We start from the raw sequence: 21,708 nt of genomic DNA on the forward strand, positions 1-21,708 counted from the left end.
GGTGGAGTCAGGCAACGAGGGCGACAACCGCGAGCCCTGTCGCTCCCCGGGTCAGCGGAGCCTCGCATCTGACGGGCTCAACCGGGGACACAGACAGCACCGTTGAGAAGATGTGTCGACGTGTACCGACCGCCAAGCGTGTGGAAACGAGGCCTCGATGACGCTGACGCTCGAACCCATCCTGCGCAGCGCCGGCATCAGCCCGGCCGACGCCCAGGTGATACGCCACGCCTACGTCAAGGAGCACGAGGACACCGGGACCAGTGGCATCCACGCGGACTCGACGGACGACGAGATCCTTGCCTACACGGCCAGCCAGTCCTCGAACCCGCGCCAGTTCCCGGCCAACCCGCCCCAGTTCTGGATCGTCTTCGTCCCCGAAGGCGGCAACCGAGCTCGCCTGTGGTCGGTAGTCGAACACCGCGGCGAGACATCGAACGACGGCCAACGAAGGACCTTCGACCTGGCCAAGTCCAACCACATGCAGGACCTCAAGGAACGCCTCGTCATCGGCTGGCGATCCCCGCGAACCTGGCGGCTCAACGGGCCAACAGCTGCCGGCTACCCCGTCGTGGAGATCGCCGACTCCCAGCCCGTCCCGTTCCCCGGCTTCGACCGGCTCGTCCTCGAACACGCGCAACTTCAGGCTGTCATGCGCGAGCACCGCTATGCCGCGTGGCGCACCGCGCTGTCATCCGTGGTGGGGATCTACCTGATCACCGACACACGCGACGGCCGTCAGTACGTCGGCAAGGCCGACGGCGCCGAGAGCATCCGTCAACGCTGGGGCGCCTACGCCTCCAACGGCCACGGCGGCAACGTCGAGCTGCGCGGCCTCGACCCGACGACCTTCCGGTTCTCGATTCTGCGGGTGTTCGACCCAGCGACACCGACACCCGTGATCGACCAGACAGAAAGTCACTTCAAGCACGTCCTGGACACGCGGGAGCACGGCCTGAACCGGAACTGATCGCTGGAGCGACAGCGAATCGGATCTGGGGCCGCCCGGTGGAACTGCAGCACGGACCGGTGGCCCGGACCTGTGGCACCTGTCCGTTGGCGCGGAGCGCCCGAGGCAGGCTCCGCGACGTGCTAGTTCAGGCTAGAGGTCGCGCGGTTCGTCAGATGTGGCCCGATGTAGCCAACGATCACGACGAAACGGCCGTCGGGGTCGACGGTCTCGAGGAAGTGGACCCGCGGGTCCTTCTTCGGAATCTTCGTCAGCCGCAGGTGCGCGTTCATCGTTGCGATGCCCGCTGAATTCACCCATGTGGGGACCGGCCGCTCGCGCTCGTGGCCGTAGTGCTGCTTGGTCCACCCTGTTTCCGTCGGGGCGAAGCGCCCGGGTGGGTACATGGCGTATCCCGCAGGCTGCGCTTCCAGGTATCGACCGAAGTCCTGTTCGTGATCACCAGAACGCCGTGCCCGCACATACCCCGCCAGCGCGGAGAGTGCGTCGTGGACCGCGTGCAGTGCGCGACCGTCGTCGTCGATAGCGTCCATCTCACGCACACAGCGGTCGTCAGCCGTGACGAGAACTCCGAACTCGGACCACTCGCCAACCCGTTCAGCCAGGTCGCTCCACGATCCTGGCGGTCCGGGAGCATCGGGCGCGAGCTGCTCAGCCTCCGTCGCCATGGACCACGGGTCAAGCTCACGTTCCCGAAGAAGACGCTGCAGTCTCCGCAGGGCGAGGCTGGCCTCAGACGCGCGTTCATCTGCTTCGACTGCCTCCTGGCGCGCCTGCCACTCGGCCTTCCGAGATGTGTCCAGCTCGTCTTCGAGAGACTCCTTCTCCGATTGCAGGTCTTGGAGCTTGTTGTCGATCTCATCGACGGCCGCCTGGTCGACTACGGGCGCGGTGGCCGCCTCCACCAGGTCCGTAAGCGTCGTGTCCGCAAGGTCCGGGACGCCGAGCGCCACACGTACCCGTTCAAGCTCGGCCGTTTCCTGCGTGACGGCCTGCCCCGACGGGCGTGGACGTGCCACGACGATCCGGCTGGTCATCTCTCGATTCAGGAGCCGATCAAAGGTCCGGTCCCAACGCGCCAAGTTCGACGGCAGAGTTTGAACGCTGAGGGGCGTACGGACGAATGAGGTGAGCAGCTTGCGCACCCGCCAGTCCTCGCTATCGGCAACGGTGCGCGGTGACAGCATGCGGTGGGTGCGAGAGAGGGGCTGCTCGGCCAGGTCAACACCCCGCCGGAAGGTGCGGATGGTGCCCTCCGGCACCCTGTATGAGCCGGCGAGTCGGGCGAACTCGGTGGTCGCATCGGGAGTCAGCACGAAGGTCGCCGCGAGACCAATGGTGTTGCGGGTCCACGCCGCGAGTTTCGGTGTGATCAATGCCGGGGTGATCGTCTCGCCGGAGCCGATCGCGAGCACCACTCCACGTCGCTTCGGGTCGGTCAGCCGTCCGACGAAGTCATCGAGAGCTCCTGGGTGCACCAACTGCGGCGAGGCCGCCAGTGGGTGCCCGCCATCATGCATCTCGATGCGTTCGAGTAGTCGCCCAGCGAGGCGCGGCGCTGGGACCAGTCCAGGGCGGTCCCGAGCCACGCGGACCATCAGCCACGGATCCTCGGGGTCGTCGATGGCAAGGACCGTCGTTACGAACGTGCCGCCATCGTTCGTCTCGGTCATCGAGAGCAGGAAGGCATCGATGCCGCTGTTGCGGTGATGCATCGCCCGAATCAAACGCCCGTCGACCGTGGCGCGTGCATCGCGCGTCAGGTCCAGGTCGACGCCCTTCTCACGCAGCCACGACGCGGCCTCATCGGCAACAGCAGTCCGCCACCCAGCCGAGACCGGGCGTAGCGCGAGCCTGTACCCACCGCGGTCGACGACCTCGTCACTTGCCGCCACTCGCTCCGGCATGGACACCATTGTCATCAGGATCGCCCCCCTCCGTCACCGTACCGCCGAGAGTCGGGGGTCAAGGCCCGCTCGCGTCGTATTTGCACGCGCTCCCGCAGATTTCACCCACTCGGTCCCAACTCGCCAGTCCCAACGGCTGCTGCGCGGATCGGTAATGCCTTCGGGAGATGCCCGCAGGTACTGTTGCCCGCTCCCGTTCTGGGTCGGATGCCAGCGCGGGAAACGAGTCCGTTGCAGCGCGATGCGACATCCAGTTCCGCACCGCCCAGGAGGCCGTAGGACGTTTGGGCTCGCCTCAGCGATGGCGAAGCCTGCGCATTCCGTGTCGAGCGATGCGGACGGCGCACCTGTCGTTCTGGCACTCTGGTGGCATGCCGTCGCAGATGACAGTCGCCGGGACCACAGTCTCTGACCCCTTTACGGAGTTGTCGGAGTACGGGATTCGCTACGGCGGCACCCTCGCGAAGTACGACCTGGGCGGTTCAGGCCAGGCCGACGTCCTGACTACCGACGAGGTGACGCGGACGCGCATCATCGCGAGCCGCATCTCGAAAGTCGAGTGCGCCTGGTTCGTCGAGCGGGCCAGCAGTGCCCCGTGGAGCGCGGTACCAGCCGACGCAAGCATGGTGGACGCAGACCCTGCCGAGAGTGATGGGCTGTACGCGGCGGGTATCGCCCTCTACCAACACTTCCGGACCGCCGCGCCCAGGGGCGTGGCGATCGCCAAGATCCACAAGGTCCTGCACCTCAAGAGGCCCGCACTGATCCCGATCCTCGACAGCAGGCTGCTCGCCGCCTATGCGACCGCGGCAGCCGAGGCTGCTCGACGTCACCCGCACCTCGGCGCTCGACGCTTGAACTGGGCGGCCATCCGCGAGGACATCATCGACGAAAGCAACGCACGGGCACTCGCCGATGTGCGCGCCCGGCTGGCTTCCGATGAGGACGCCACGGTCCAGGTGATGGCGCAGCTGACGGACCTGCGCCTTCTCGATGCCGTGGCTTGGAGGGCAGGCTGATGGACGAAGAACCCACGAACGAACGGCGCCCGCCTCGCCCTCGTCAGCTCGACGACCCCTACCCCGAGGCGCTCGAAAGAGCTCTGCACCACGTGGCCGATCGCGACATCGAGGGCGCGCGGTCGGTACTGCAAGAGATCCAGCTCGAGCCCGTGCCCCAGCGCACAGAACGATGGCCCTCAACGTCGGTGATCGCGCGGATCTATGCACGCGACTGCTACCAGTGCCGCTACTGCGGAGAGAAGACCATCCTCACCCCGGTCATGCGGCTGCTGTCGAGGCTCTTCCCGGACGAGTTCCCCATGCACCCGAACTGGAAGTCCGGCCAGACACACCCCGCCTTCGTCTCCCGTTCCGCAACCCTCGATCACGTCCAGTCCATCGCCGGCGGCGGTGATCCCGTGGCCGAGGACAACCTCGTCACCGCCTGCTGGGGCTGCAACCGCCGCAAGGGAGACCTGCGGCTCGACGAGCTCGGTTGGCAGCTCCGCGACCCTGCAGACTCGCACTGGCGCGGACTGACCGAGCTCTACGAACCGGCATGGATCGCCGCCGGGCGACCAAAGCTGAGCGAGACCGAGATGACCTGGATGCGCGCAACCAAGGCGCCCTGAAACCCTAGATCGCCCTGGATGAATCGCCCTGGGCCCACCAGAGCCTTCAACAAACCCAAGGCGAACTACCATGCGGGCCCCGACTGGGCGCCCTGGCGCAACCACTGCCCTAGGTATAGGCGGTCCCGATCAGCGTATGCGCCGGCGCTTAGGAGCAGGTCGGTCCCAGACGCTCAGCTCAGAGTCCTCGCTGAGAGTCCAGCCACTCGGCCGGGTTCCAGGAGACGGCCTGAGCCCCAACCGGCGCGAGCGCGAAGCGCGGATCGTCACTCTGAAGCAGACAAACCAACCGGCGGCCGAACAACAGGGCGGTCCGCGACTGGTCCGCGAAGCACCCAGTCAGGGTCTGCGCTGCGACGGGATCCGCCGCGGCGAACGAGGCGTAGCCGGTCAGCACGAGCGCGAGATCCGTGGCATCGGCAGGCACGCCATAGTCCCCAGCTGCCACGTCGGACAGGCAGTCGTTCAGAGCGTCGAAGTTCCTGCCGAAGTAGTCGGGGAAGTCCAGCGCCACGGCAAAGGCGTCGAACATGGACGCCGCGTCGCACCATGCGTCAGCCTCGATGCGGACGACGCGGCAGCCGAGCGCCGACAGCCTGGTGCGCGCATCATCAAGTATCGCGAGATCCCAGTAGAGATTCGCGGACCCGTTCTGCATCAGGACGAAGTCGAACGGCGGAGTCGACTCCGCCGGGTCAAAGGCAGGCACGGTCCAGTGTCACCCCCCTTTGAGTTCTCGCTCCGGTCGCCCCGCTTCACGCTGCCGTTCCGCCATGAGCCACCGAGCGCCCACCGCTCGCACACCACGCCGACAGCTGCCCGCCCAGCGTCACGCACCGAGGTACCTTGTAACAAAGATGGAGGAACTTGCAATCTAGGCTACACGTCGACACAAAATGTCCTCACACCTGCATATCGACAAATCGCGAGTAATGCCCCTGGAATGCCACAGTAATAGTGTCCGTCGGACCATTACGATGCTTAGCCACTATCAAGTCCGCCTCACCAGCTCGCGGTGACTCTTTCTCGTAGGCATCTTCACGGTGAAGAAGAATGACCATGTCAGCATCTTGCTCAATCGAGCCTGACTCACGAAGGTCCGACATCGCCGGCTTCTTGTCCTGCCGCTGCTCCGGACCACGGTTCAGCTGCGACAGCGCAATCACAGGAACTTCGATCTCCTTCGCGAGCAGCTTCAGCGCTCGCGAGAACTCGGAGACCTCCTGCTGCCGCGACTCGACCTTCTTGCCGGACGTCATGAGCTGCAGGTAGTCGATGACGACCAGCTCGAGGTCGTGCTTCTGCTTGAGCCGCCGGCACTTGGCGCGAATCTCGGTCAGTGACATGTTGGGCGAGTCGTCGATGAACAGCGGCGCCTCGGAAACCTTGCCCATGACCTTGGCGAGCTTCTGCCAGTCGTCGTCGCCGAGCGAGCCGTTGCGGAGCTTCTGCAGGTGCACGCGCGCCTCGGCGGAGAGCAGGCGCATCGTGATCTCGTTGCGGCTCATCTCCAGGGAAAAGACGACGGACGTCTTCTGGTGCTTGATCGACGCCGATCGCGCAATGTCGATAGCGAGCGTCGACTTACCCATGGCCGGTCGCGCCGCGACCACGATCATCTGCCCAGGGTGCAGCCCGTTCGTCAGCCGGTCGAGGTCGGCGAACCCCGTCGGCACTCCGACCATGCCCTCGCCACGGTTTCCCGCAGCCTCGATCTCGTCCATCGCGCCGCCGATGATGTCGGCGAGCGGCGCGTAGTCCTCGGACGTCTTGCGCTCGGTGACCGCGTAGATCTCGGCCTGGGCGTTGTTGACGACCGCGTCGACGTCGCCGCCGTCGGTCGCGTACCCCAGCTGGACGATCTTGGTCCCTGCCTCGACGAGCCGTCGGAGGACGGCCCGCTCCTGCACGATGCGCGCGTAGTAGCCGGCGTTGGCCGCCGTCGGCACGCCGGCCATGAGGTCGTGGATGTAGGAGGCGCCGCCGATCCGCCCGATCTCGCCCCGCTTCGTCAGCTCGGCGACCACGGTGATCGCGTCGGCGGGCTCGCCGCGTCCGTACAGGTCGATGATCGCGTCGTAGATCGCCTCGTGCACCGGGCGGTAGAAGTCGACGCCGCGGATCTGCTCGACCACGTCGGCGATCGCGTCCTTCGACAGGAGCATGCCGCCGAGCACGCTCATCTCGGCCTCGACGTCCTGCGGAGGGGTGCGGTCGAAGCTCCCGCGCGACGAGTAGTTCGCCTCCAGCTCGTCGATCGACATGTCTCCCACCTCCCCCGGCTCCCACCGGCACCACGACCCGAACCCGGGCGAATCGACCGGTCCTCAGCACCTTGTTCTACAGTCCACCTCTGACACTCGGGACGACGCTAGGCGCGCCCGGTACGGTGCGCAAAAGACTCTGTGGACACATCTGTGGACAGGGTTGTGGAAGACTGCCCAGTCCTGTGCACCGGTGGTGGACAACCCTGTGCACAACTGGGGACATCTCCTGTGTACAACTCAGGATCTGGCTGTGACCTGCGGCAACGCTGTTCCCAGCCTGTGGAGAAAAGAAAGGTGGGGTGAGTTGCGCCGCATCGACCGCGAGATCCTCGCGCTCGCCTGGCCGGCCCTCGGGGCGCTCGTCGCGGAGCCGCTGTTCGTGCTCGTCGACAGCGCCGTCGTCGGCCACCTCGGCACCGCCCAGCTCGCCGGGCTCTCCCTCGCCTCGACGCTCCTCATCACCCTCGTCGGGCTCTGCGTCTTCCTCGCCTACGCGACCACCGCCGCCGTGGCGCGCCGCCTCGGCGCCGGGGCGGACCGCGAGGCTCTCCAGTCCGGCGTCGACGGCATGTGGCTCGCCCTGCTCCTCGGCGCGGTCCTCGCCGCCGCCCTCCTCCTCGCCGCCCCGTGGGCGGTCAGCGCCATGGGCGCGTCCGACGACGTCGCCGCGCACGCCGTCACCTACCTGCGGTGGTCCGCCCCCGGCCTGCCGGGGATGCTGCTCGTGCTCGCCACCACGGGCGTGCTCCGCGGTCTGCAGGACACCCGCACACCCCTGTGGGTGGCCTCCGGCGGAGCGGTCTTCAACGCCGTCGGGTCGGTGACGCTCGTGTACGGCCTGGGGATGGGCATCGCGGGCTCGGCCCTGGCGACGACGACGGCGCAGCTGCTGATGGCGGCCGTGCTCGCCGCCGTCGTCGTCGCCGGAGCCCGGCGGCGCGGTGCGTCCCTGCGTCCGCACCACGCGGGGATCTGGGCCAACGCCGTGGCCGGCGCGCCGCTGTTCGTCCGCACCGTCTCGCTGCGGCTCGCGATCCTGCTGACGGTGTGGACGGCGACCTCGCTCGGCGCGGTGGCCCTCGCCGGGCACCAGGTCATCAACAGCCTGTGGGGGCTGGCGGCGTTCGCCCTCGACGCCCTGGCGATCGCCGCCCAGGCGCTGGTCGGGCACGGCCTCGGGTCGGGCGACGTCGAGCGGGTCCGGGCCGTGCTGCGGCGCTGCCTGCAGTGGGGCGTCGGCGCCGGGATCGTGATCGGACTGGTCTTCGCGGCGTCGGGCTGGTGGATCGCGCCCCTGTTCTCCCCCGACCCCGACATCCGCCTCGCGGTCGCGGCGGGACTGGCCGTGTGCGGCGTCCTCATGCCGATGGCCGGCTGGGTGTTCGTCCTCGACGGCGTGCTCATCGGCGCGGGCGACGGCCGCTACCTCGCGTGGGCCGGGATGCTCACCCTCGTGCTGTACGTCCCGTGCGCGCTGGCGGTCCGGGCGTGGGCCCCCGACGGCGCCGTCGGGCTCGCGTGGCTGTGGGCGGCCTTCGCCGGTGTCTTCATGCTTGCGCGGGCGCTGACCACGGGGCTGCGGGCGCGCGGCGACCGGTGGATGGTCACGGGCGTCTGAGCGCCCCTCTCGTTCGGCACCTCCTGCTTCGTTCGGCAGTTGGAACTGCCGAACGAAGCAGGAGGTGCCGAACGAGCCACCGACCCCGGCGTCATCGCGGCCGGGGCAACAAGGGATTCTTGCGCGCAGCGCGCCGCACGTCGCCAGGAAAGCGCGCCAGCAGCCGATCGGCCACCGCCTGCGGGTCCGGAGCATCCTTCGACGTCACGTGGAGCGGCTGGATGCCGGTGGCCTCCGCGATGGCATCGGACCGGCGCTTCTCGTCGATCCGTGCCCGGTCCGGGTCGTGGTCCGTGCCGAGCGCGCCGGTCCGGTACTTCACGAGGCCGTCGAACTCGACGAGCACCCGGTGATCCTCCCAGCCCAGATCCACCCGGAAGCGGCCGAGCGCCGTGATCACCGGCACCTGCGTCCGTGGACGCGGCAGTCCCGCCCAGTGGGCCACGTAGCGCAACCACGACTCCCAGGGGCTCTCGGCTCCGGGGTCCGCCAGCTCGAGGACGAGGAGCGCACGCCGGACGCCTCGCGCACGCGACCCGGCGAGCTCCGCCGTCCGGTCGCAGTCGAGACCCCGCGCCACGGCAGCGTCGGCGACCACCAGGGCGTCGAGCGGTGGCAGCGTCGTCGCGCAGTCGGCCACCGTCCGTTCCAGGGTGGTGACCGGCAGGCCGAGCACCTCGCAGCCATCGGCCGGGCGCCCCTCGACGAAGTGCCGGCGTACGTCCCGGGCCGCCCGCGACGACGCTCGATAGGTCTGCAGCACGTGCGTCTCCGAGGGCAGGCGCCACAGGGGCAGGCCGTGCAGCATCGCTGCCGTCTGGTGGCTGAACCAGTGCGCCGACCGGAGCTGGCGTCCCAGGGCACGCGCTCGGTCGACCTGGAGCCAGCGTGCGGCGGACCAGCTGTCCGGTCCGCCGCTGCCGTCGTCGGGCACCACGCGGTACGCGCCGCGGCGGATCCGTTCGATCTCGCCCGCACGGCGCGCGGTGCGCAGCGCGGTGGGCAGGTGCTCACGGGCGACGAGGATCTCGGACGGCATGCTCCCAGCCTGGCCCCGGGGCACGGCCCCCGTGCCGGCTGTCCACAGGCTCGTCCCCTCGTTCGGCAGTTCCTGCTTTGTTCGGCAGTTGGAACTGCCGAACAAAGCAGGAACTGCCGAACGCGGCCCCGCGGCATGCAGAAGGCCCCGGTCCTGCTCGCTGGGCGAGCGGGACCGGGGCCTCCGGCGGTCTAGACCGGCGTCAGCCGGCGACGACCTCGAGCTCGATCTTGGCCGACACCTCGGGGTGGAGGCGGATCGACGCGGTGTGCACACCGGTCGACTTGATCGGCTGGCCGATCTCGATCTTTCGCTTGTCGACCGACGGGCCACCGGCGGACTTCACCGCAGCGGCGATGTCGGCCGTGGTGACCGCACCGAAGAGACGGCCGGACTCGCCGGAGTGCGCCTCGATCGTGTAGGTCTTCGACTGGATCGAGGCCGCAGCGGCCTCGGCGTCCTCACGCGTGGAGATCTCGCGGGCCTTGCGGGCCTTGCGGATCGCCGAGACCTGGGACTCGGCGCCCTTGGTCCACGGCGTGGCGAGCGAGCGCGGGATGAGGAAGTTACGGGCGTACCCGTCCTTCACCTCGACGACGTCCCCGGGCTCACCGAGACCGGTGACCTCGTGGGTCAGGATCAGCTTTGCCATGATCTGGATCCTTTCCGGTCAGCGGGCCGACGACGAGTACGGCAGGAGTGCCATCTCGCGGGCGTTCTTGACGGCCTTGGCGATCTGGCGCTGCTCCTGGACGGAGACGCCGGTGACCCGACGCGCGCGGATCTTGCCACGGTCGGAGATGAACTTGCGCAGCAGGGCGGTGTCCTTGTAGTCCACCGTCTCGACCTTCGCCGCCTTCAGCGGGTTGGCCTTCTTCTTGGGCTTGCGCACCACAGGCTTGGCCATGGTGAGTGCTCCTTACTCAGGATCGCCCCGGCCGGTACGTACCGCCGGGACAGGGATGATCTGGGGGTTGAGCGACGATCAGAACGGGGGCTCGTCCGAGAACCCGCCGCCGGACGACGCCGGGCCGGCCGTGGCCCAGGGGTCGTTCTGCTGCTGACCGCCGCCGGAGGAACCGAAACCGCCGCCCTGGCCGCCGCCGGGCTGGCCACCGGGGCCACCGGCGTTGCCGCCGTAGCCCCCGCCGCCGCCGAAGCCGCCACCGCCACCGGAGCGCTGGGCACGAGTGACCTTGGCCGAGGCGAACCTCAGGGCCGGGCCGATCTCGTCCACCTGCAGCTCGACGACGGTGCGCTTCTCGCCCTCGCGGGTCTCGTACGACCGCTGCGTCAGACGGCCCTGCGCGATGACGCGCATGCCCTTCGTCAGCGACTCGGCGACGTTCTCCGCGGCCTCACGCCAGATGGAGCAGCGCAGGAACAGCGCCTCCCCGTCCTTCCACTCGTTCGACTGCCGGTCGAACGTGCGGGGCGTGGACGCGATCGTGAAGTTGGCAACGGCAGCACCCGACGGGGTGAAGCGCAGCTCCGGGTCCGCAGTCAGGTTTCCGACGACCGTGATGACGGTCTCACCAGCCATGCCAAGCTCCTTCGTTCGTCCGCGAGATTCGGCTGTACTCGACTTCCAGGGAAGATCCCATCACGAGCCTCCCACAGGGGGCCGGGACGGGCGCAGAATGTTTCGGTTCAGCGGATTCAGCGAGCGCTGGGGCGCAGGATCTTGGTGCGCAGCACGGCCTCGTTCAGGCCGAGCTGGCGGTCCAGCTCCTTCGCGGTGTCCGGCGTGGACGTGAAGTCGACGACGGCGTAGATGCCCTCGGCCCGCTTGTTGATCTCGTAGGCCATACGGCGACGGCCCCAGATGTCCACGTTGTCGACGGTGCCGCCCTCGGTCTTGACGACCGTCAGCAGCTTCTCGAGCGACGGGGCTACGGTGCGCTCCTCGACCTCCGGGTCCAGGATCACCATCAGTTCGTACTGACGCATGTGTTCAACCCACCTCCTCTGGTCTCAACGGCCACGGTCTGTCCGTGGCAGGAGGGTTATTGCGTGCGTCGGCCGCGCCACCGGGTGGCACGGCCAGTCCACCAGGGTACCCGGTGCGGGCACCCCGGTGGAATTCAGGGGGTGGTGCTATCCATCACTGGCGTTGCCGAGAAGGCCACCGTCGTTGCCACCTCCACCGCCGCCGCCACCGTTGCCGCCACCGCCGCCTTCCTCGTCGGTCGGCTCGGGCTCGGGCTCGGGCTCCTCGGTCTGCTCGGGGCCACGTGAGACGACGATCGTCACGGTCGAGTCGGGCGCCACCTCGGCCCCCGCGCCGGGGTCGGTGCGGATGACGTTGCCGACCGGCACGTCGTTGCTGAACTCCTCCGCGGTGGCCGCGGACAGCCCGACCCGCCGGAGCTGCTGCTCGGCAGCCGTGCGCGGCTGGCCGGCCACGTTCGGGACGGCGACCTGCTGCGGTTCGGCCGGCTGTCCGGTCGAAACCACCAGCGTGATGGTCGATCCGGCAGGGATCTTGCCACCGCCGGAGTTGACGCTGATGACCGTGCCCTTGGCGGCCTGGTCGTTCGCCGCCTGCGTCGCCACCTTCAGACCCATCTCCTGGAGCAGCGTCGTCGCCTGCGAGATGTCCATCCCGACGAGGTTGCCGGGCAGCTCCACCCACTCCGGCGTCGACTCGCTCGGCGTCGGGCTCGGCGAGAAGCTGGGCCGCGGCGGGGTGTACGCCGGGAACTCCTGGATCTCCTTGCCGTCGAGCGCCACCTGCATGTAGTCGGTCCAGGCGGAGGCGGGCCACGTGCTACCGGTGATCTCGTCGTAACCGCCGAAGGCGTCGATCGACTCTCTGTCGGCGAGGATCCCCTCCTCGACATCGACCTTCTTGTACTGGCGGACGTTCACCACGGTGGCGAGCTGCGGGGTGAAGCCGGCGAACCAGGCCGTCACGTTGTCGTTCGAGGTGCCGGTCTTGCCGGCTACCGGACGACGGGTCCCGTCCGGACCGGTCAGCTCGAGAGCGGCGCGGCCAGAGCCCTGCTCGACCACCTGGGTCATGGCGTACGTCGCCTGGGTGATGACGTCCCGTTCGAACCGCTGGTCGGGAGTCGTCTCGGGCTCCCACCGCAGCGACCCGTCGCGGTGCTCGACCCGCTCGACGACGTGCGGCTTGATGTAGTTGCCGCCGGCGGCGATCGTCGCGTACGCGGACGCGAGGTCCACCGGGTAGACGTCCGCCGTCCCGAGCACGTTCGACGGGTACGGGTCGATCTCGGTCTCCTCGCGGATCCCGAGGCGGTGCGCCACGTCGGCGGTCTTCTCGGGACCCACCTCGATGTTCAGCGCGACATAAGCGGTGTTGACCGAGTTCGCGGTCGCCTTGACCAGGTCGATCTGGCCGTAGCTCTGGAGGCCGAAGTTCGTCGGCCATTCCCTCGAGGGATCCTCTGGGTCCAGGTGGCCCGGCGAGTTGCCGTCGAACGTCTCGTTGAGCTCGTGGCCCTCCTCGAGCGCCCCGATGAGCGTGAACGGCTTGAACGTCGAGCCGCCCTGGATCCTGTCCTGGCTGGCGGTGTTGAGCGCTTGCTTGATGTAGTCCTTGCCGCCGTACAGCGTCACGACCGCGCCGTTCGACGGGTCGATCGAGACGATCGAGGCGCGGACCTTCTTGCTCGCGTCGTCGGGCATGTTCTTGACGATCTTGGCGGCCTCGCGCTGCAGCTTCGGCTTGATGGTGGTGTAGATCTGCAGACCCTTGGTCTCGATCTCCTCCTCGGTCAGGCCGTTCTTCAGCAGCTCAGCCTTGACCGCGGCCATGATGTAGCCCTTCTGGCCGCCGAGGCTGTTGCCGCCCTCTTCCTTCTCCTTGAACTCGGGGAACTCGGCGGACTGCCGCTCCTCCTCGGTGATGTAGCCCTGGTCGGCCATCCGGTTGATGCTGCGCTCCCAGCGCTTCTGCGTGACCTCGAGCTGCACCGACGGGTCGTAGTTCACCGGGGAGGGGATGATGCCGGCAAGCATCGCGGACTCCGAGTACGTCAGGTCGGCGGCGTCCTTGCCGAAGTACGCCTGCGCGGCCGCCTGGACGCCGTACGCGCCGCGGCCGAAGTAGATGGTGTTGAGGTACCGGTCCAGCACGAGCTCCTTGGACTGCTCGCGGGTGATCTTCAACGCGATGATCGCCTCCTGGGCCTTGCCCAGGACGTCCGTGGTGCTGCCCAGGTAGTAGCGCTCCACGTACTGCTGCGTGAGCGTGGAACCGCCCTGCGTGCCCCCGTCGCTCGTCAGGTTGGTCCACAGCGCGCGGGCCATGCCCTTCATGTCGACGCCGGGGTCGGTCCAGAACGACGCGTTCTCCGAGGCGACGACGGCGTCACCCACGTAGGAGGGCAACGTCTCGTAGTCGACGATCTCGCGCGTGATCGTCGAGTAGGAGCCGACCTCCTTGCCGTTGCCGTAGTAGACGGTGGTGGCCTGGTGGTTGACGTCGTCGAGGTTCTCCGGGATCTCGGTGGACGTCCACGCGGCGAAGAACACGCCGGCGCCCAGGGCGAGGCAGCCCAGCATGCAGCCGACGACCACGCGCCACGAGGGCAGCCACCGCTGCACCGGGTTCTTGCCCCGGCGCGGGTAGTTCCAGAAGCGACGTCTGCGCTTGCTCGCCACGTCCCAGCCTTTCGATTGCGGAGGTCCTCGGAGGAGTCCCGCCCCCTGCGGGCACGAGGAACCACAGGGAACACTAGGGGATCGACCCGCGTGACTGTCCAGGCTCGCCCGGCCCTGACGCGGTTCCACGCCGACCGTCCCCAGACCCTCACAGGCCGCTCCACCGGGCCTTCACAACTCGTGGCCCGACGGCGGACAGGCGCGTCCCGTTGCTCGCACCGGTCGGCAGGTCCTATCCTGACGATGTATCGACTCGATACAACGAGTCATCAGACATGACCGGCACGTGCAGCGTGGAGCAGAGGAGGGCAGCCGGGTGCGCAGTCGCTCGAACGTCCTCGAGACGGCCATCCTCGGCCTGCTCAGCTCCGCACCGCTGCACGGCTACGAGCTGCGCAAGCGACTCAACCTGCTCCTGGGGTCCTTCCGGGCGTTCTCGTACGGCACCCTCTACCCGGCGCTGAAGTCGCTGGTGGCGCGGGGCCTCATCGAGACCGTCGACCCGGACCCCGAGGCCCTCCCCCGGGCCGCCGCACGGGCCGGCGCGTCGAGCGCCACCGGGCGGACGCCGTCGGGCACGAAGCCGTTGACGGGGCGCCGCGGGCGTATCGTGTACCGGCTCACTGCCGACGGCAAGGAGCACCTCCAGACCACTCTCTCCTCCGCGGGCCCCGCGGCCTGGGAGGACGAGAGCTTCGACGTCCGGTTCGCGCTGTTCGCGCAGACGGACGCCGAGACCCGCCTCCGCATCCTCGAGGGCCGGCGCACCCGGCTGACCGAGCGCTTGGAGGCGGTCCGGGAGTCCGCAGCCCGGACCCGTGAACGGCTCGACGAGTACACGCTCGAGCTGCAACGGCACGGGCTGGAGCAGGTCGAGCGCGAGGTGCGCTGGCTCGACGGGCTCATCACCACCGAGCGCGACCGCGCGAGCAGCCGCGACAAGACCGCCGGGACGCACGACGTCCCGGCCACGAGAAACAAGGAGCGAGGATGACCTCCGTCCGCGTTGCCATCGTCGGCGTCGGAAACTGTGCATCGTCCCTGGTCCAGGGTGTGCACTACTACCGCGACGCCGACCCGTCCGACACCGTCCCGGGTCTCATGCACGTGCAGTTCGGTGAATACCACGTGCGCGACCTCGAGTTCGTGGCGGCGTTCGACGTCGACGCGAAGAAGGTCGGCTTCGACCTGGCCGAGGCGATCCACGCCTCGGAGAACAACACCATCAAGATCGCGGACGTGGCGCCCACGGGCGTCATGGTCCAGCGCGGTCCGACGCTCGACGGCCTCGGCGACTACTACGCCGCGACGATCGACGAGTCCGACCGTGAGGCCGTCGACGTCGTGCAGGCGCTCAAGGACGCCCGCGTGGACGTCCTCGTCTCCTACCTCCCGGTGGGCTCCGAGGAGGCCGACAAGTTCTACGCCCAGTGCGCCATCGACGCGGGCGTCGCGTTCGTCAACGCCCTGCCCGTGTTCATCGCCTCCGACCCCGTCTGGGCGAAGAAGTTCGAGGACGCCGGCGTGCCGATCGTCGGTGACGACATCAAGTCCCAGGTCGGCGCCACGATCACGCACCGCGTGCTCGCGAAGCTCTTCGAGGACCGCGGCGTCGTGCTGGACCGTACGTACCAGCTCAACGTCGGCGGCAACATGGACTTCAAGAACATGCTGCAGCGCGACCGGCTCGAGTCGAAGAAGGTCTCGAAGACCCAGGCCGTGACCTCCAACCTCACCGGCGCGCTCGGTGGCAAGACGGAGGACCGCAACGTCCACATCGGGCCGTCGGACTACGTGGCCTGGCTCGACGACCGCAAGTGGGCGTACGTCCGCCTCGAGGGTCGCGCGTTCGGCGAGGCCCCGATCAGCCTCGAGTACAAGCTCGAGGTGTGGGACTCCCCCAACTCGGCCGGCATCATCATCGACGCCATCCGCGCCGCGAAGATCGCGAAGGACCGCGGCACCGGCGGGCCGATCCTGTCGGCGTCGACGTACTTCATGAAGTCCCCGCCCGTGCAGATGGAGGACACCGAGGGCCGCCGGCACCTGGAGGCCTTCATCCGCGGTGACGTGGAGCGATAGTCCGTAGCGAGCTTGCGAGCGCAGGACGATCGCGACCATCCAGGTGGAGCGCTGACCTGGAGCGAGCTTGCGAGCGCAAGGCCAGCGCGACCATCCAGGTCGAGCGATAGTCCGTAGCGACCCCGGCGCGAGGTAGTAGCTCGCACGCCGAGGTAGTGGATGACGCGCCGAGGTAGTACTACCTCGGCGCGTCCCGCACTACCTCGGCGCGTCCCGCACTACCTCGGCACCGCCCGCGCTACCTCGCGCCTCGTCCCTGGGCGACGGGACCGACGTCGCCGAGCGCTCCACCCTCCGCAGGACCGACGTGAAAGGCTGGCCTGCGTGGGCGCCCTCAGCGAGACCTGGCAGGACCTGCGCGCTCTGCTGCGCCTGTCGGGGTTCCGGCGGCTCTTCGCCGTGCGCCTGGTCTCCCAGGCCGGTGACGGCATGTTCCAGGTGGGTCTGGCGTCGCTGCTGTTCTTCTCCCCGGAGCGGGCCGGGACGGCGGCGGGCGTCGCGGGCGCGTTCGCGATCATGCTGGCCCCGTTCACGCTGGTCGGCCCGTTCGCCGGCGTGCTGCTCGACCGGTGGCGCCGCCGGCAGGTGCTCGCCGTCGGCAACCTGGTGCGGTTGGTCCTCACGGGCGCGATGGCCGCCGTGATGCTGACCGGAGGCCTGTCGGGCGCGGGCGAGGCCGTCGTGATCGTCCTGGGGCTGACCGCCCTGAGCGTCAACCGGTTCCTGCTCGCTGCGCTGAGCGCGGGACTCCCCCGCGTCGTCGACGGACCCCTGCTCCTCACCGCGAACTCGCTGACGCCCACGCTGGGCGCCGGCGCGGTGTTCCTCGGCGGGGGCGTCGGCTTCCTCCTGGGGCTCGGCCTCGCGCCCGGCCGGATGCACGACGCGGCGGCGCTCGTCTGCGCGTCCGTCGTCTTCGGCGTGGCCGGCCTGCTGGCGCTGCGCCTGGGCCGCGACCAGCTCGGGCCCGAGCACCCGGTCCGCGGGCGCCTCGGGGCGGAGATCGCCGCGGTCGCCCGCGGCCTGGTCGACGGCGCCCGGTACCTCGTCGCCCGACGGACCCCCGGCCAGGGCCTGCTCGTCATGGCGGCGCACCGGTTCCTCTACGGCGTCGTGTTCATCGCGGCGATCCTCATCTCGCGCAACCTGCTGGCCGAGCCGGGCGACACGTCGGCCGGCCTGGCGAACTTCGCCCTCGTCATCGCGATGACGGGCGTCGGCGGCGCCTGCGCGGTCCTGATCACCCCGGTGCTGTCCCGCCGCACGGGTCCGCAGGGCTGGATCGTGTGCATGCTGCTGCTCGCGGCGGCCTCGCAGCTCCTCCTGGCCACGACGCCGTCGCGCACCGTGGTCCTCGTCGGTGCGGGCCTGCTGGGCCTCGCCGCGCAGAGCGCCAAGATCGCCGTCGACACCATCGTCCAGCGCGACACCCACGACGACTACCGGGGCCGCGCGTTCGCGTTCTACGACGTGCTCTACAACGCGGCGTTCGTCGGCGCCGCCGTCCTCGCCGCGTTCGCGGTGCCCGACGACGGCTGGTCGCGCGGGCTGTTCGTCCTCCTGGCGCTGGCCTACCTCGCCGTCGCGGCGCTGATGTGGTTCCGCGGCGCGCGCCACCCCGCCGAGATCGACCTCCCCCGCTCCCCGGCGGCGCGGTGAGGTCCACGCCGCGAGGCGTGACGTCGCGCACGTGGACAGGCGGACGCGCGCGACGCAAGATATAGCCGTCCGGACGGTCGAGCAGACGGCCGCCGGTGCTTCAGGACGAGAGGTACCCGATGACGCAGCACGCGACGTCGTCGCCGGCCGGCACGACACCCAGCACGACGGTGCTGCCCGATCTCGTCGACCCCGTGCAGGCCGCCACCGGTGGCGCGGTGCTGCTCCTGGACACGGCGAGCCAGATGGTGGTGGACGCCAACCGGGTCGCTTCGCGCCTGGCCGGCGGCATGGGCATCCCGTCGTCGTTCGGCTCGTGGTGCACGGCCGCGGGCATCATCCCTGCGTTCGAGACGCCGCAGAGCACCCCGGAGGCGATCTTCGCCGCGCTGCGTGAGGGTCGCGGGATCGCCGTCCGCTCGACCCGCCGTGGCCAGGACGGCGTCTCGTGGGCGGTGGGGCTGCCCCTCGTCGGCGCACCGGACCACCTCGCCGACCGCGCGCTCCTCGTGCTGCTGCCGATCGCCGGGCTCGACGAGCCCTCGGACCGCGACAACTCGTTGGACGGGCTCCAGATGCGGGCCGCCGTCGCGAGCCACCTGAGCTTCACCATCTCGGACCCGACCCTGCCGGACGACCCGCTGATCTGGGTGAACCCCGCGTTCTGCGAGGTGACGGGCTACACGGCGGAGGAGGTCCTCGGCCGCAACTGCCGGTTCCTGCAGGGTCCCGGCACCGACCCCGGTGCCGTGGCGCGCATCCGCGCAGCGATCGAGGCGGGCGAGGCCGTCGGCGAGACCCTGCTCAACCACCGCAAGGACGGCACACCGTTCTGGAACCAGGTGGTGGTCTCCCCCGTCCACGACGAGCAGGGGCGGATCACCCATCACGTCGGCATCCAGGCCGACGTGACCGAACGCGTCCACGCCGAGCGCCGGCACGTCCTCGAGCTCGACGAGGTCAACCGCGAGAACCAGCGGCTCAGCCTGCTCGCCACGATCACGCAGGCGCTCGTCGACCTCTTCGACGAGGACTCCGGCGCCGCTCTCCTGCCCGAGCTGGTCGCCCCGCACTTCGGGACCTGGTGCGCCGTCGTGGTCGTGGACGACGCGGGCGAGCCACGGCTCGTGCACGGCGCGGCGCGCGACCCGGAGCGCGCGGCGGACATCGCGGTGCTCGAGCGCTCGCACCGCTGGGTCCGCGAGTCGCCCTCCGTCCTGCACGTGCTGTCGGCGCACCACAGCCAGGTGCCGGCACCGTTCCCCGTCCAGGTCGACACGTTGGCGAGCCGCACGACGCCGGAGGAGCTGGCCGCGCTGGAACGGCTGGGCCTCGGCAGCGCCCTCGTCGTCCCGCTGCGCGGCCGGGACCGCCACACCGGCGTCCTGGTCGTGGTCAGCGAGGACGAGGACGCCTTCTCCGGCGACGACCTCCACGACATCGTGGCGCTGGGTGCCCGCGCCGGGCTCGCGCTCGACAACGCCCGCCTGTACCACCGGGAGCACGAGGCGGCGCTGACGCTGCAGCGGAGCCTGCTGCCCGAGATCGTCGACGCACCGGGGCTGGACTGCGCCACGCTGTACGACCCGGCGTCCGACGGCGCGGACGTCGGCGGCGACTGGTACGACGTCGTGCCGCTGCCCACGGGGCGCGTCGCCGTCACGGTCGGCGACGTCGTCGGCCACGACGTCCGGGCGGCCGCGTCCATGGGCCAGCTGCGCTCGGTGATCCGCAGCGAGGCGTGGTCCGGCCGGTCGCCCGCCGAGGTGGTCTCCGGGATGGACGAGCTGGTCCGGGGCCTGGGGATGGCGGACATCGCGACGTGCGTGTTCGCGCTGGTCGACCTGCCCGACGAGCACGGCTCGCGGCGGATCACCTACACGCGCTCGGGACACCCGGCTCCGCTGCTGCTGCGGGTTGACGGGACCGTCGAGCACCTGGACGGCGCGCTCACGACGCCCATCGGCGTCTCGACCATCCACGAGGAGGTGCCGCAGGCCGAGGCCGTCCTGCACCCCGGCGACGTCCTCGTGCTGTTCACGGACGGGCTTGTCGAGCGGCGGGACCGCCCGCTGCGCGCCCAGCTGGAGAACCTGGCCACCTGCGCCGGGGAGATCGAGCAGGGGATGGACGCGGCCGGCATCCGTGACGCGATCGTCGAGGTGTGCGCGGACGGCACGCGCGAGGACGACACCTGCCTGCTGGTGGTGCGCAACACGCCCGGCTCCGACGGCGCCTCCTGACGGCGGCTGACGGCGCCTCCTGACGGGACCCGTCGACCCCTCCGATGAGTCCGGCGACGAAATCAGGTCGACCCCCCGCGGGGGAATACCGCACCCTGGTGACGACTTGAGTTGACGGGTCAGTCCGTGCGCAGCGTCGCCCGCGGTCGGAAGGCATCGACGAACCGGAGGGGACACATGTCTGTACGCACCACCGAGGCTCCGCCCGGTCCCACCACGACGGACGGCGACCGCCTGCCGCGCGAGCACGTGCGCGTCATCGCCCTGCTCCTGGTCTCCGCGTTCGTCGTGATCCTCAACGAGACCACCATGGGCGTCGCCCTGCCGGCGGTCATGGAGGAGTTCGACATCCCGGAGTCGTCCGGGCAGTGGCTGACCACCGGGTTCCTGCTGACCATGGCCGTGGTCATCCCGTCCACCGGGTGGCTCCTGCAGCGGCTCGGCACGCGCGGCGCCTTCATCCTCGCGATGTCCCTCTTCACGACGGGCACGTTCCTCGCGGCGATCGCGCCGGTCTTCGGCCTGCTCGTCGCCGCCCGGGTGGTCCAGGCGTCCGGCACGGCGATCATGATGCCGCTGCTCATGACCACCGTCATGAGCACCGTGCCCCCGCACCGCCGCGGGCGCGTCATGGGCAACGTGTCGCTGGTGATCGCGGTCGCCCCGGCGCTCGGCCCGACCGTCTCGGGCGGCGTCGTCACCGCTCTGGGCTGGCGTGAGGTCTTCTGGGTCGTGCTGCCGATCGCGGCGGTGTCGCTGCTGCTCGGGTCCCTGCTCGTCCGGGACGTCGCCGACCGCGCGCCCACCCGCCTCGACCCGCTGTCCCTGCTCCTCGCGGCGGTGGCGTTCGGCGGCCTGGTGTACGGACTCTCGACCCTCGGCGAGGCCGCGCAGCACGACCTCCCGGTCTCCCCGGCCGTCCCGCTCGTGGCCGGCGCGGTGTTTCTGGGCCTGTTCGTGTGGCGCCAGCTGGTGCTGCAGCGCACCGACTCCGCGCTGCTCGACCTGCGGGTGTTCCGCGCCCCGGGCTTCTCCGTCGGCCTGTCGGTCATGGCGGTGAGCATGATCGCGATGTTCGGCATGATCATCGGGCTCCCGCTCGTGCTCCAGCGCGGGATGGGTCTGGACGCGCTGACCGCCGGCCTGCTCATGCTGCCCGGGGGGCTCCTGATGGGTCTGCTCGGCCCGGTGGTCGGCCGCCTCTACGACCGCGTCGGCCCGCGGCCCCTGGCTATCCCCGGGGTGGCCGCCGTCGGCGTCGCGATGCTCCTCTTCGCGTCGTTGTCGCCGACGTCGCCGCTGTGGCTGGTGGTCGTGGGGCACCTCGTGCTGAGCCTGGGTCTGGCGTTCATCTTCACGCCGACCTTCACCTCGGCGCTCGGCGGCCTCCGGCCCGGTCTCTACTCGCACGGTTCCGCCGCGATCACGACGGTCCAGCAGCTCGCGGGCGCCGCGGGCACCGCGATGTTCGTCGCGCTGCTGACGCTGCGCAAGGTGACGCTGGTCGACGCCGGTGCCACGCAGGCGGAGGCCACGGCGGGTGGTGCGCAGCTCGCCTTCACGGTGGCGGCCGTCGTCATCGTCGGGGCGCTCGTCCTGGCCACGCGCCTGCGCAAGTCGGAGGCCCCGCAGCCCGCGCCCGCGCACTGAGGTCGCTC

Annotated in this window: 18 protein-coding genes; 9 read left to right on the top strand and 9 right to left on the bottom strand. The window is 69.8% G+C overall.

Going from position 1 to position 21,708, the window contains the following annotated elements; translation table 11 throughout:
- Positions 1-157 precede the first annotated feature (157 nt).
- Positions 158-970: a GIY-YIG nuclease family protein gene (locus MWU57_RS03010; RefSeq protein ID WP_246907192.1), complete on the top strand. Its 813-nt coding sequence runs from the start codon at positions 158-160 to the stop codon at positions 968-970.
- Positions 971-1,092: 122 nt separating this feature from the next.
- Here the strand turns inward: MWU57_RS03010 and MWU57_RS03015 are convergent, their stop codons facing one another.
- On the bottom strand, positions 1,093-2,877 hold the full coding sequence (locus tag MWU57_RS03015) for a hypothetical protein (protein ID WP_246907193.1): 1,785 nt from the start codon (positions 2,875-2,877) through the stop codon (positions 1,093-1,095).
- A gap of 371 nt (positions 2,878-3,248) precedes the next feature.
- Between MWU57_RS03015 and MWU57_RS03020 the strand changes: the two genes are divergently transcribed.
- Both MWU57_RS03020 and MWU57_RS03025 read left to right on the top strand, forming a co-directional pair.
- A complete protein-coding gene (locus MWU57_RS03020; RefSeq protein WP_246907194.1) occupies positions 3,249-3,896 on the top strand; it encodes a DUF6308 family protein in 648 nt (215 codons plus the stop codon).
- The gene (locus tag MWU57_RS03025; protein ID WP_246907195.1) at positions 3,896-4,510 is read left to right on the top strand and encodes an HNH endonuclease; all 615 of its coding nucleotides are present in this window, start codon (positions 3,896-3,898) and stop codon (positions 4,508-4,510) included. Before MWU57_RS03020 ends, MWU57_RS03025 begins: the two co-directional genes overlap by 1 nt.
- A 178-nt stretch (positions 4,511-4,688) precedes the next feature.
- On the opposite strand, the gene MWU57_RS03030 is transcribed toward MWU57_RS03025, so the two are convergent.
- A complete protein-coding gene (locus tag MWU57_RS03030) occupies positions 4,689-5,219 on the bottom strand; it encodes a barstar family protein (RefSeq protein WP_246907196.1) in 531 nt (176 codons plus the stop codon).
- A 193-nt stretch (positions 5,220-5,412) separates the two neighbouring features.
- The gene (dnaB, locus tag MWU57_RS03035; protein WP_246907197.1) at positions 5,413-6,774 is read right to left on the bottom strand and encodes a replicative DNA helicase; all 1,362 of its coding nucleotides are present in this window, start codon (positions 6,772-6,774) and stop codon (positions 5,413-5,415) included.
- A gap of 307 nt (positions 6,775-7,081) precedes the next feature.
- Here dnaB and MWU57_RS03040 point away from each other — a divergent pair, with 307 nt between their 5' ends.
- Complete coding sequence (locus MWU57_RS03040; RefSeq protein WP_308221129.1) at positions 7,082-8,395, top strand: MATE family efflux transporter; 1,314 nt, start codon at positions 7,082-7,084, stop codon at positions 8,393-8,395.
- A 91-nt stretch (positions 8,396-8,486) separates the two neighbouring features.
- Here MWU57_RS03040 and MWU57_RS03045 read toward each other — a convergent pair whose 3' ends face one another.
- From MWU57_RS03045 to MWU57_RS03070, 6 genes are all read right to left on the bottom strand, one after another.
- Positions 8,487-9,434, bottom strand: coding sequence for a hypothetical protein (locus MWU57_RS03045; RefSeq protein WP_246907198.1), 948 nt, complete (start codon positions 9,432-9,434; stop codon positions 8,487-8,489).
- A gap of 202 nt (positions 9,435-9,636) precedes the next feature.
- Positions 9,637-10,086, bottom strand: coding sequence for a 50S ribosomal protein L9 (gene rplI / locus MWU57_RS03050; RefSeq protein WP_106265818.1), 450 nt, complete (start codon positions 10,084-10,086; stop codon positions 9,637-9,639).
- Positions 10,087-10,104: 18 nt separating this feature from the next.
- Entirely contained in the window at positions 10,105-10,341 is a 237-nt protein-coding gene (rpsR, locus tag MWU57_RS03055) for a 30S ribosomal protein S18 (RefSeq protein ID WP_106265817.1), read from the bottom strand.
- A 78-nt stretch (positions 10,342-10,419) separates the two neighbouring features.
- On the bottom strand, positions 10,420-10,977 hold the full coding sequence (locus MWU57_RS03060) for a single-stranded DNA-binding protein (RefSeq protein ID WP_106265815.1): 558 nt from the start codon (positions 10,975-10,977) through the stop codon (positions 10,420-10,422).
- Positions 10,978-11,093: 116 nt separating this feature from the next.
- Positions 11,094-11,384: a 30S ribosomal protein S6 gene (rpsF, locus tag MWU57_RS03065; RefSeq protein WP_106265813.1), complete on the bottom strand. Its 291-nt coding sequence runs from the start codon at positions 11,382-11,384 to the stop codon at positions 11,094-11,096.
- 147 nt (positions 11,385-11,531) lie between these two features.
- Positions 11,532-14,066 (bottom strand): transglycosylase domain-containing protein, encoded by a 2,535-nt coding sequence (locus tag MWU57_RS03070; RefSeq protein ID WP_246907200.1) that lies wholly within the window; start codon positions 14,064-14,066, stop codon positions 11,532-11,534.
- A 316-nt stretch (positions 14,067-14,382) separates the two neighbouring features.
- Between MWU57_RS03070 and MWU57_RS03075 the strand changes: the two genes are divergently transcribed.
- From MWU57_RS03075 to MWU57_RS03095, 5 genes are all read left to right on the top strand, one after another.
- Positions 14,383-15,060 (top strand): PadR family transcriptional regulator, encoded by a 678-nt coding sequence (locus tag MWU57_RS03075; protein ID WP_106265970.1) that lies wholly within the window; start codon positions 14,383-14,385, stop codon positions 15,058-15,060.
- Positions 15,057-16,148, top strand: a complete 1,092-nt coding sequence (locus tag MWU57_RS03080; protein WP_106265809.1) for an inositol-3-phosphate synthase — start codon at positions 15,057-15,059, stop codon at positions 16,146-16,148. Before MWU57_RS03075 ends, MWU57_RS03080 begins: the two co-directional genes overlap by 4 nt.
- 324 nt (positions 16,149-16,472) lie before the next feature.
- Positions 16,473-17,807 (top strand): MFS transporter, encoded by a 1,335-nt coding sequence (locus tag MWU57_RS03085; protein WP_246907202.1) that lies wholly within the window; start codon positions 16,473-16,475, stop codon positions 17,805-17,807.
- Positions 17,808-17,926: 119 nt separating this feature from the next.
- Positions 17,927-20,050 carry a SpoIIE family protein phosphatase gene (locus tag MWU57_RS03090; RefSeq protein ID WP_246907204.1) on the top strand — a complete coding sequence of 708 codons (2,124 nt, stop codon included), beginning with the start codon at positions 17,927-17,929 and terminating at the stop codon, positions 20,048-20,050.
- A gap of 177 nt (positions 20,051-20,227) precedes the next feature.
- Positions 20,228-21,700, top strand: a complete 1,473-nt coding sequence (locus tag MWU57_RS03095) for an MDR family MFS transporter (RefSeq protein ID WP_246907206.1) — start codon at positions 20,228-20,230, stop codon at positions 21,698-21,700.
- Positions 21,701-21,708: the final 8 nt, after the last annotated feature.

Origin of the sequence: Isoptericola sp. S6320L (genome assembly GCF_023015685.1) — a bacterium.
Lineage (GTDB): Bacteria > Actinomycetota > Actinomycetes > Actinomycetales > Cellulomonadaceae > Isoptericola > Isoptericola halotolerans_A.

Bases quoted from the DNA above. Each gene is read 5' to 3' on its own strand.
- MWU57_RS03010 (WP_246907192.1), top strand. From the start codon at position 158: ATGACGCTGACGCTCGAACCCATCCTGCGCAGCGCCGGCATCAGCCCG.
- MWU57_RS03015 (WP_246907193.1), bottom strand. From the start codon at position 2,877: ATGCCGGAGCGAGTGGCGGCAAGTGACGAGGTCGTCGACCGCGGTGGG.
- MWU57_RS03020 (WP_246907194.1), top strand. From the start codon at position 3,249: ATGCCGTCGCAGATGACAGTCGCCGGGACCACAGTCTCTGACCCCTTT.
- MWU57_RS03025 (WP_246907195.1), top strand. From the start codon at position 3,896: ATGGACGAAGAACCCACGAACGAACGGCGCCCGCCTCGCCCTCGTCAG.
- dnaB (WP_246907197.1), bottom strand. From the start codon at position 6,774: ATGTCGATCGACGAGCTGGAGGCGAACTACTCGTCGCGCGGGAGCTTC.
- MWU57_RS03045 (WP_246907198.1), bottom strand. From the start codon at position 9,434: ATGCCGTCCGAGATCCTCGTCGCCCGTGAGCACCTGCCCACCGCGCTG.
- rplI (WP_106265818.1), bottom strand. From the start codon at position 10,086: ATGGCAAAGCTGATCCTGACCCACGAGGTCACCGGTCTCGGTGAGCCC.
- rpsR (WP_106265817.1), bottom strand. From the start codon at position 10,341: ATGGCCAAGCCTGTGGTGCGCAAGCCCAAGAAGAAGGCCAACCCGCTG.
- MWU57_RS03060 (WP_106265815.1), bottom strand. From the start codon at position 10,977: ATGGCTGGTGAGACCGTCATCACGGTCGTCGGAAACCTGACTGCGGAC.
- rpsF (WP_106265813.1), bottom strand. From the start codon at position 11,384: ATGCGTCAGTACGAACTGATGGTGATCCTGGACCCGGAGGTCGAGGAG.
- MWU57_RS03080 (WP_106265809.1), top strand. From the start codon at position 15,057: ATGACCTCCGTCCGCGTTGCCATCGTCGGCGTCGGAAACTGTGCATCG.
- MWU57_RS03090 (WP_246907204.1), top strand. From the start codon at position 17,927: ATGACGCAGCACGCGACGTCGTCGCCGGCCGGCACGACACCCAGCACG.
- MWU57_RS03095 (WP_246907206.1), top strand. From the start codon at position 20,228: ATGTCTGTACGCACCACCGAGGCTCCGCCCGGTCCCACCACGACGGAC.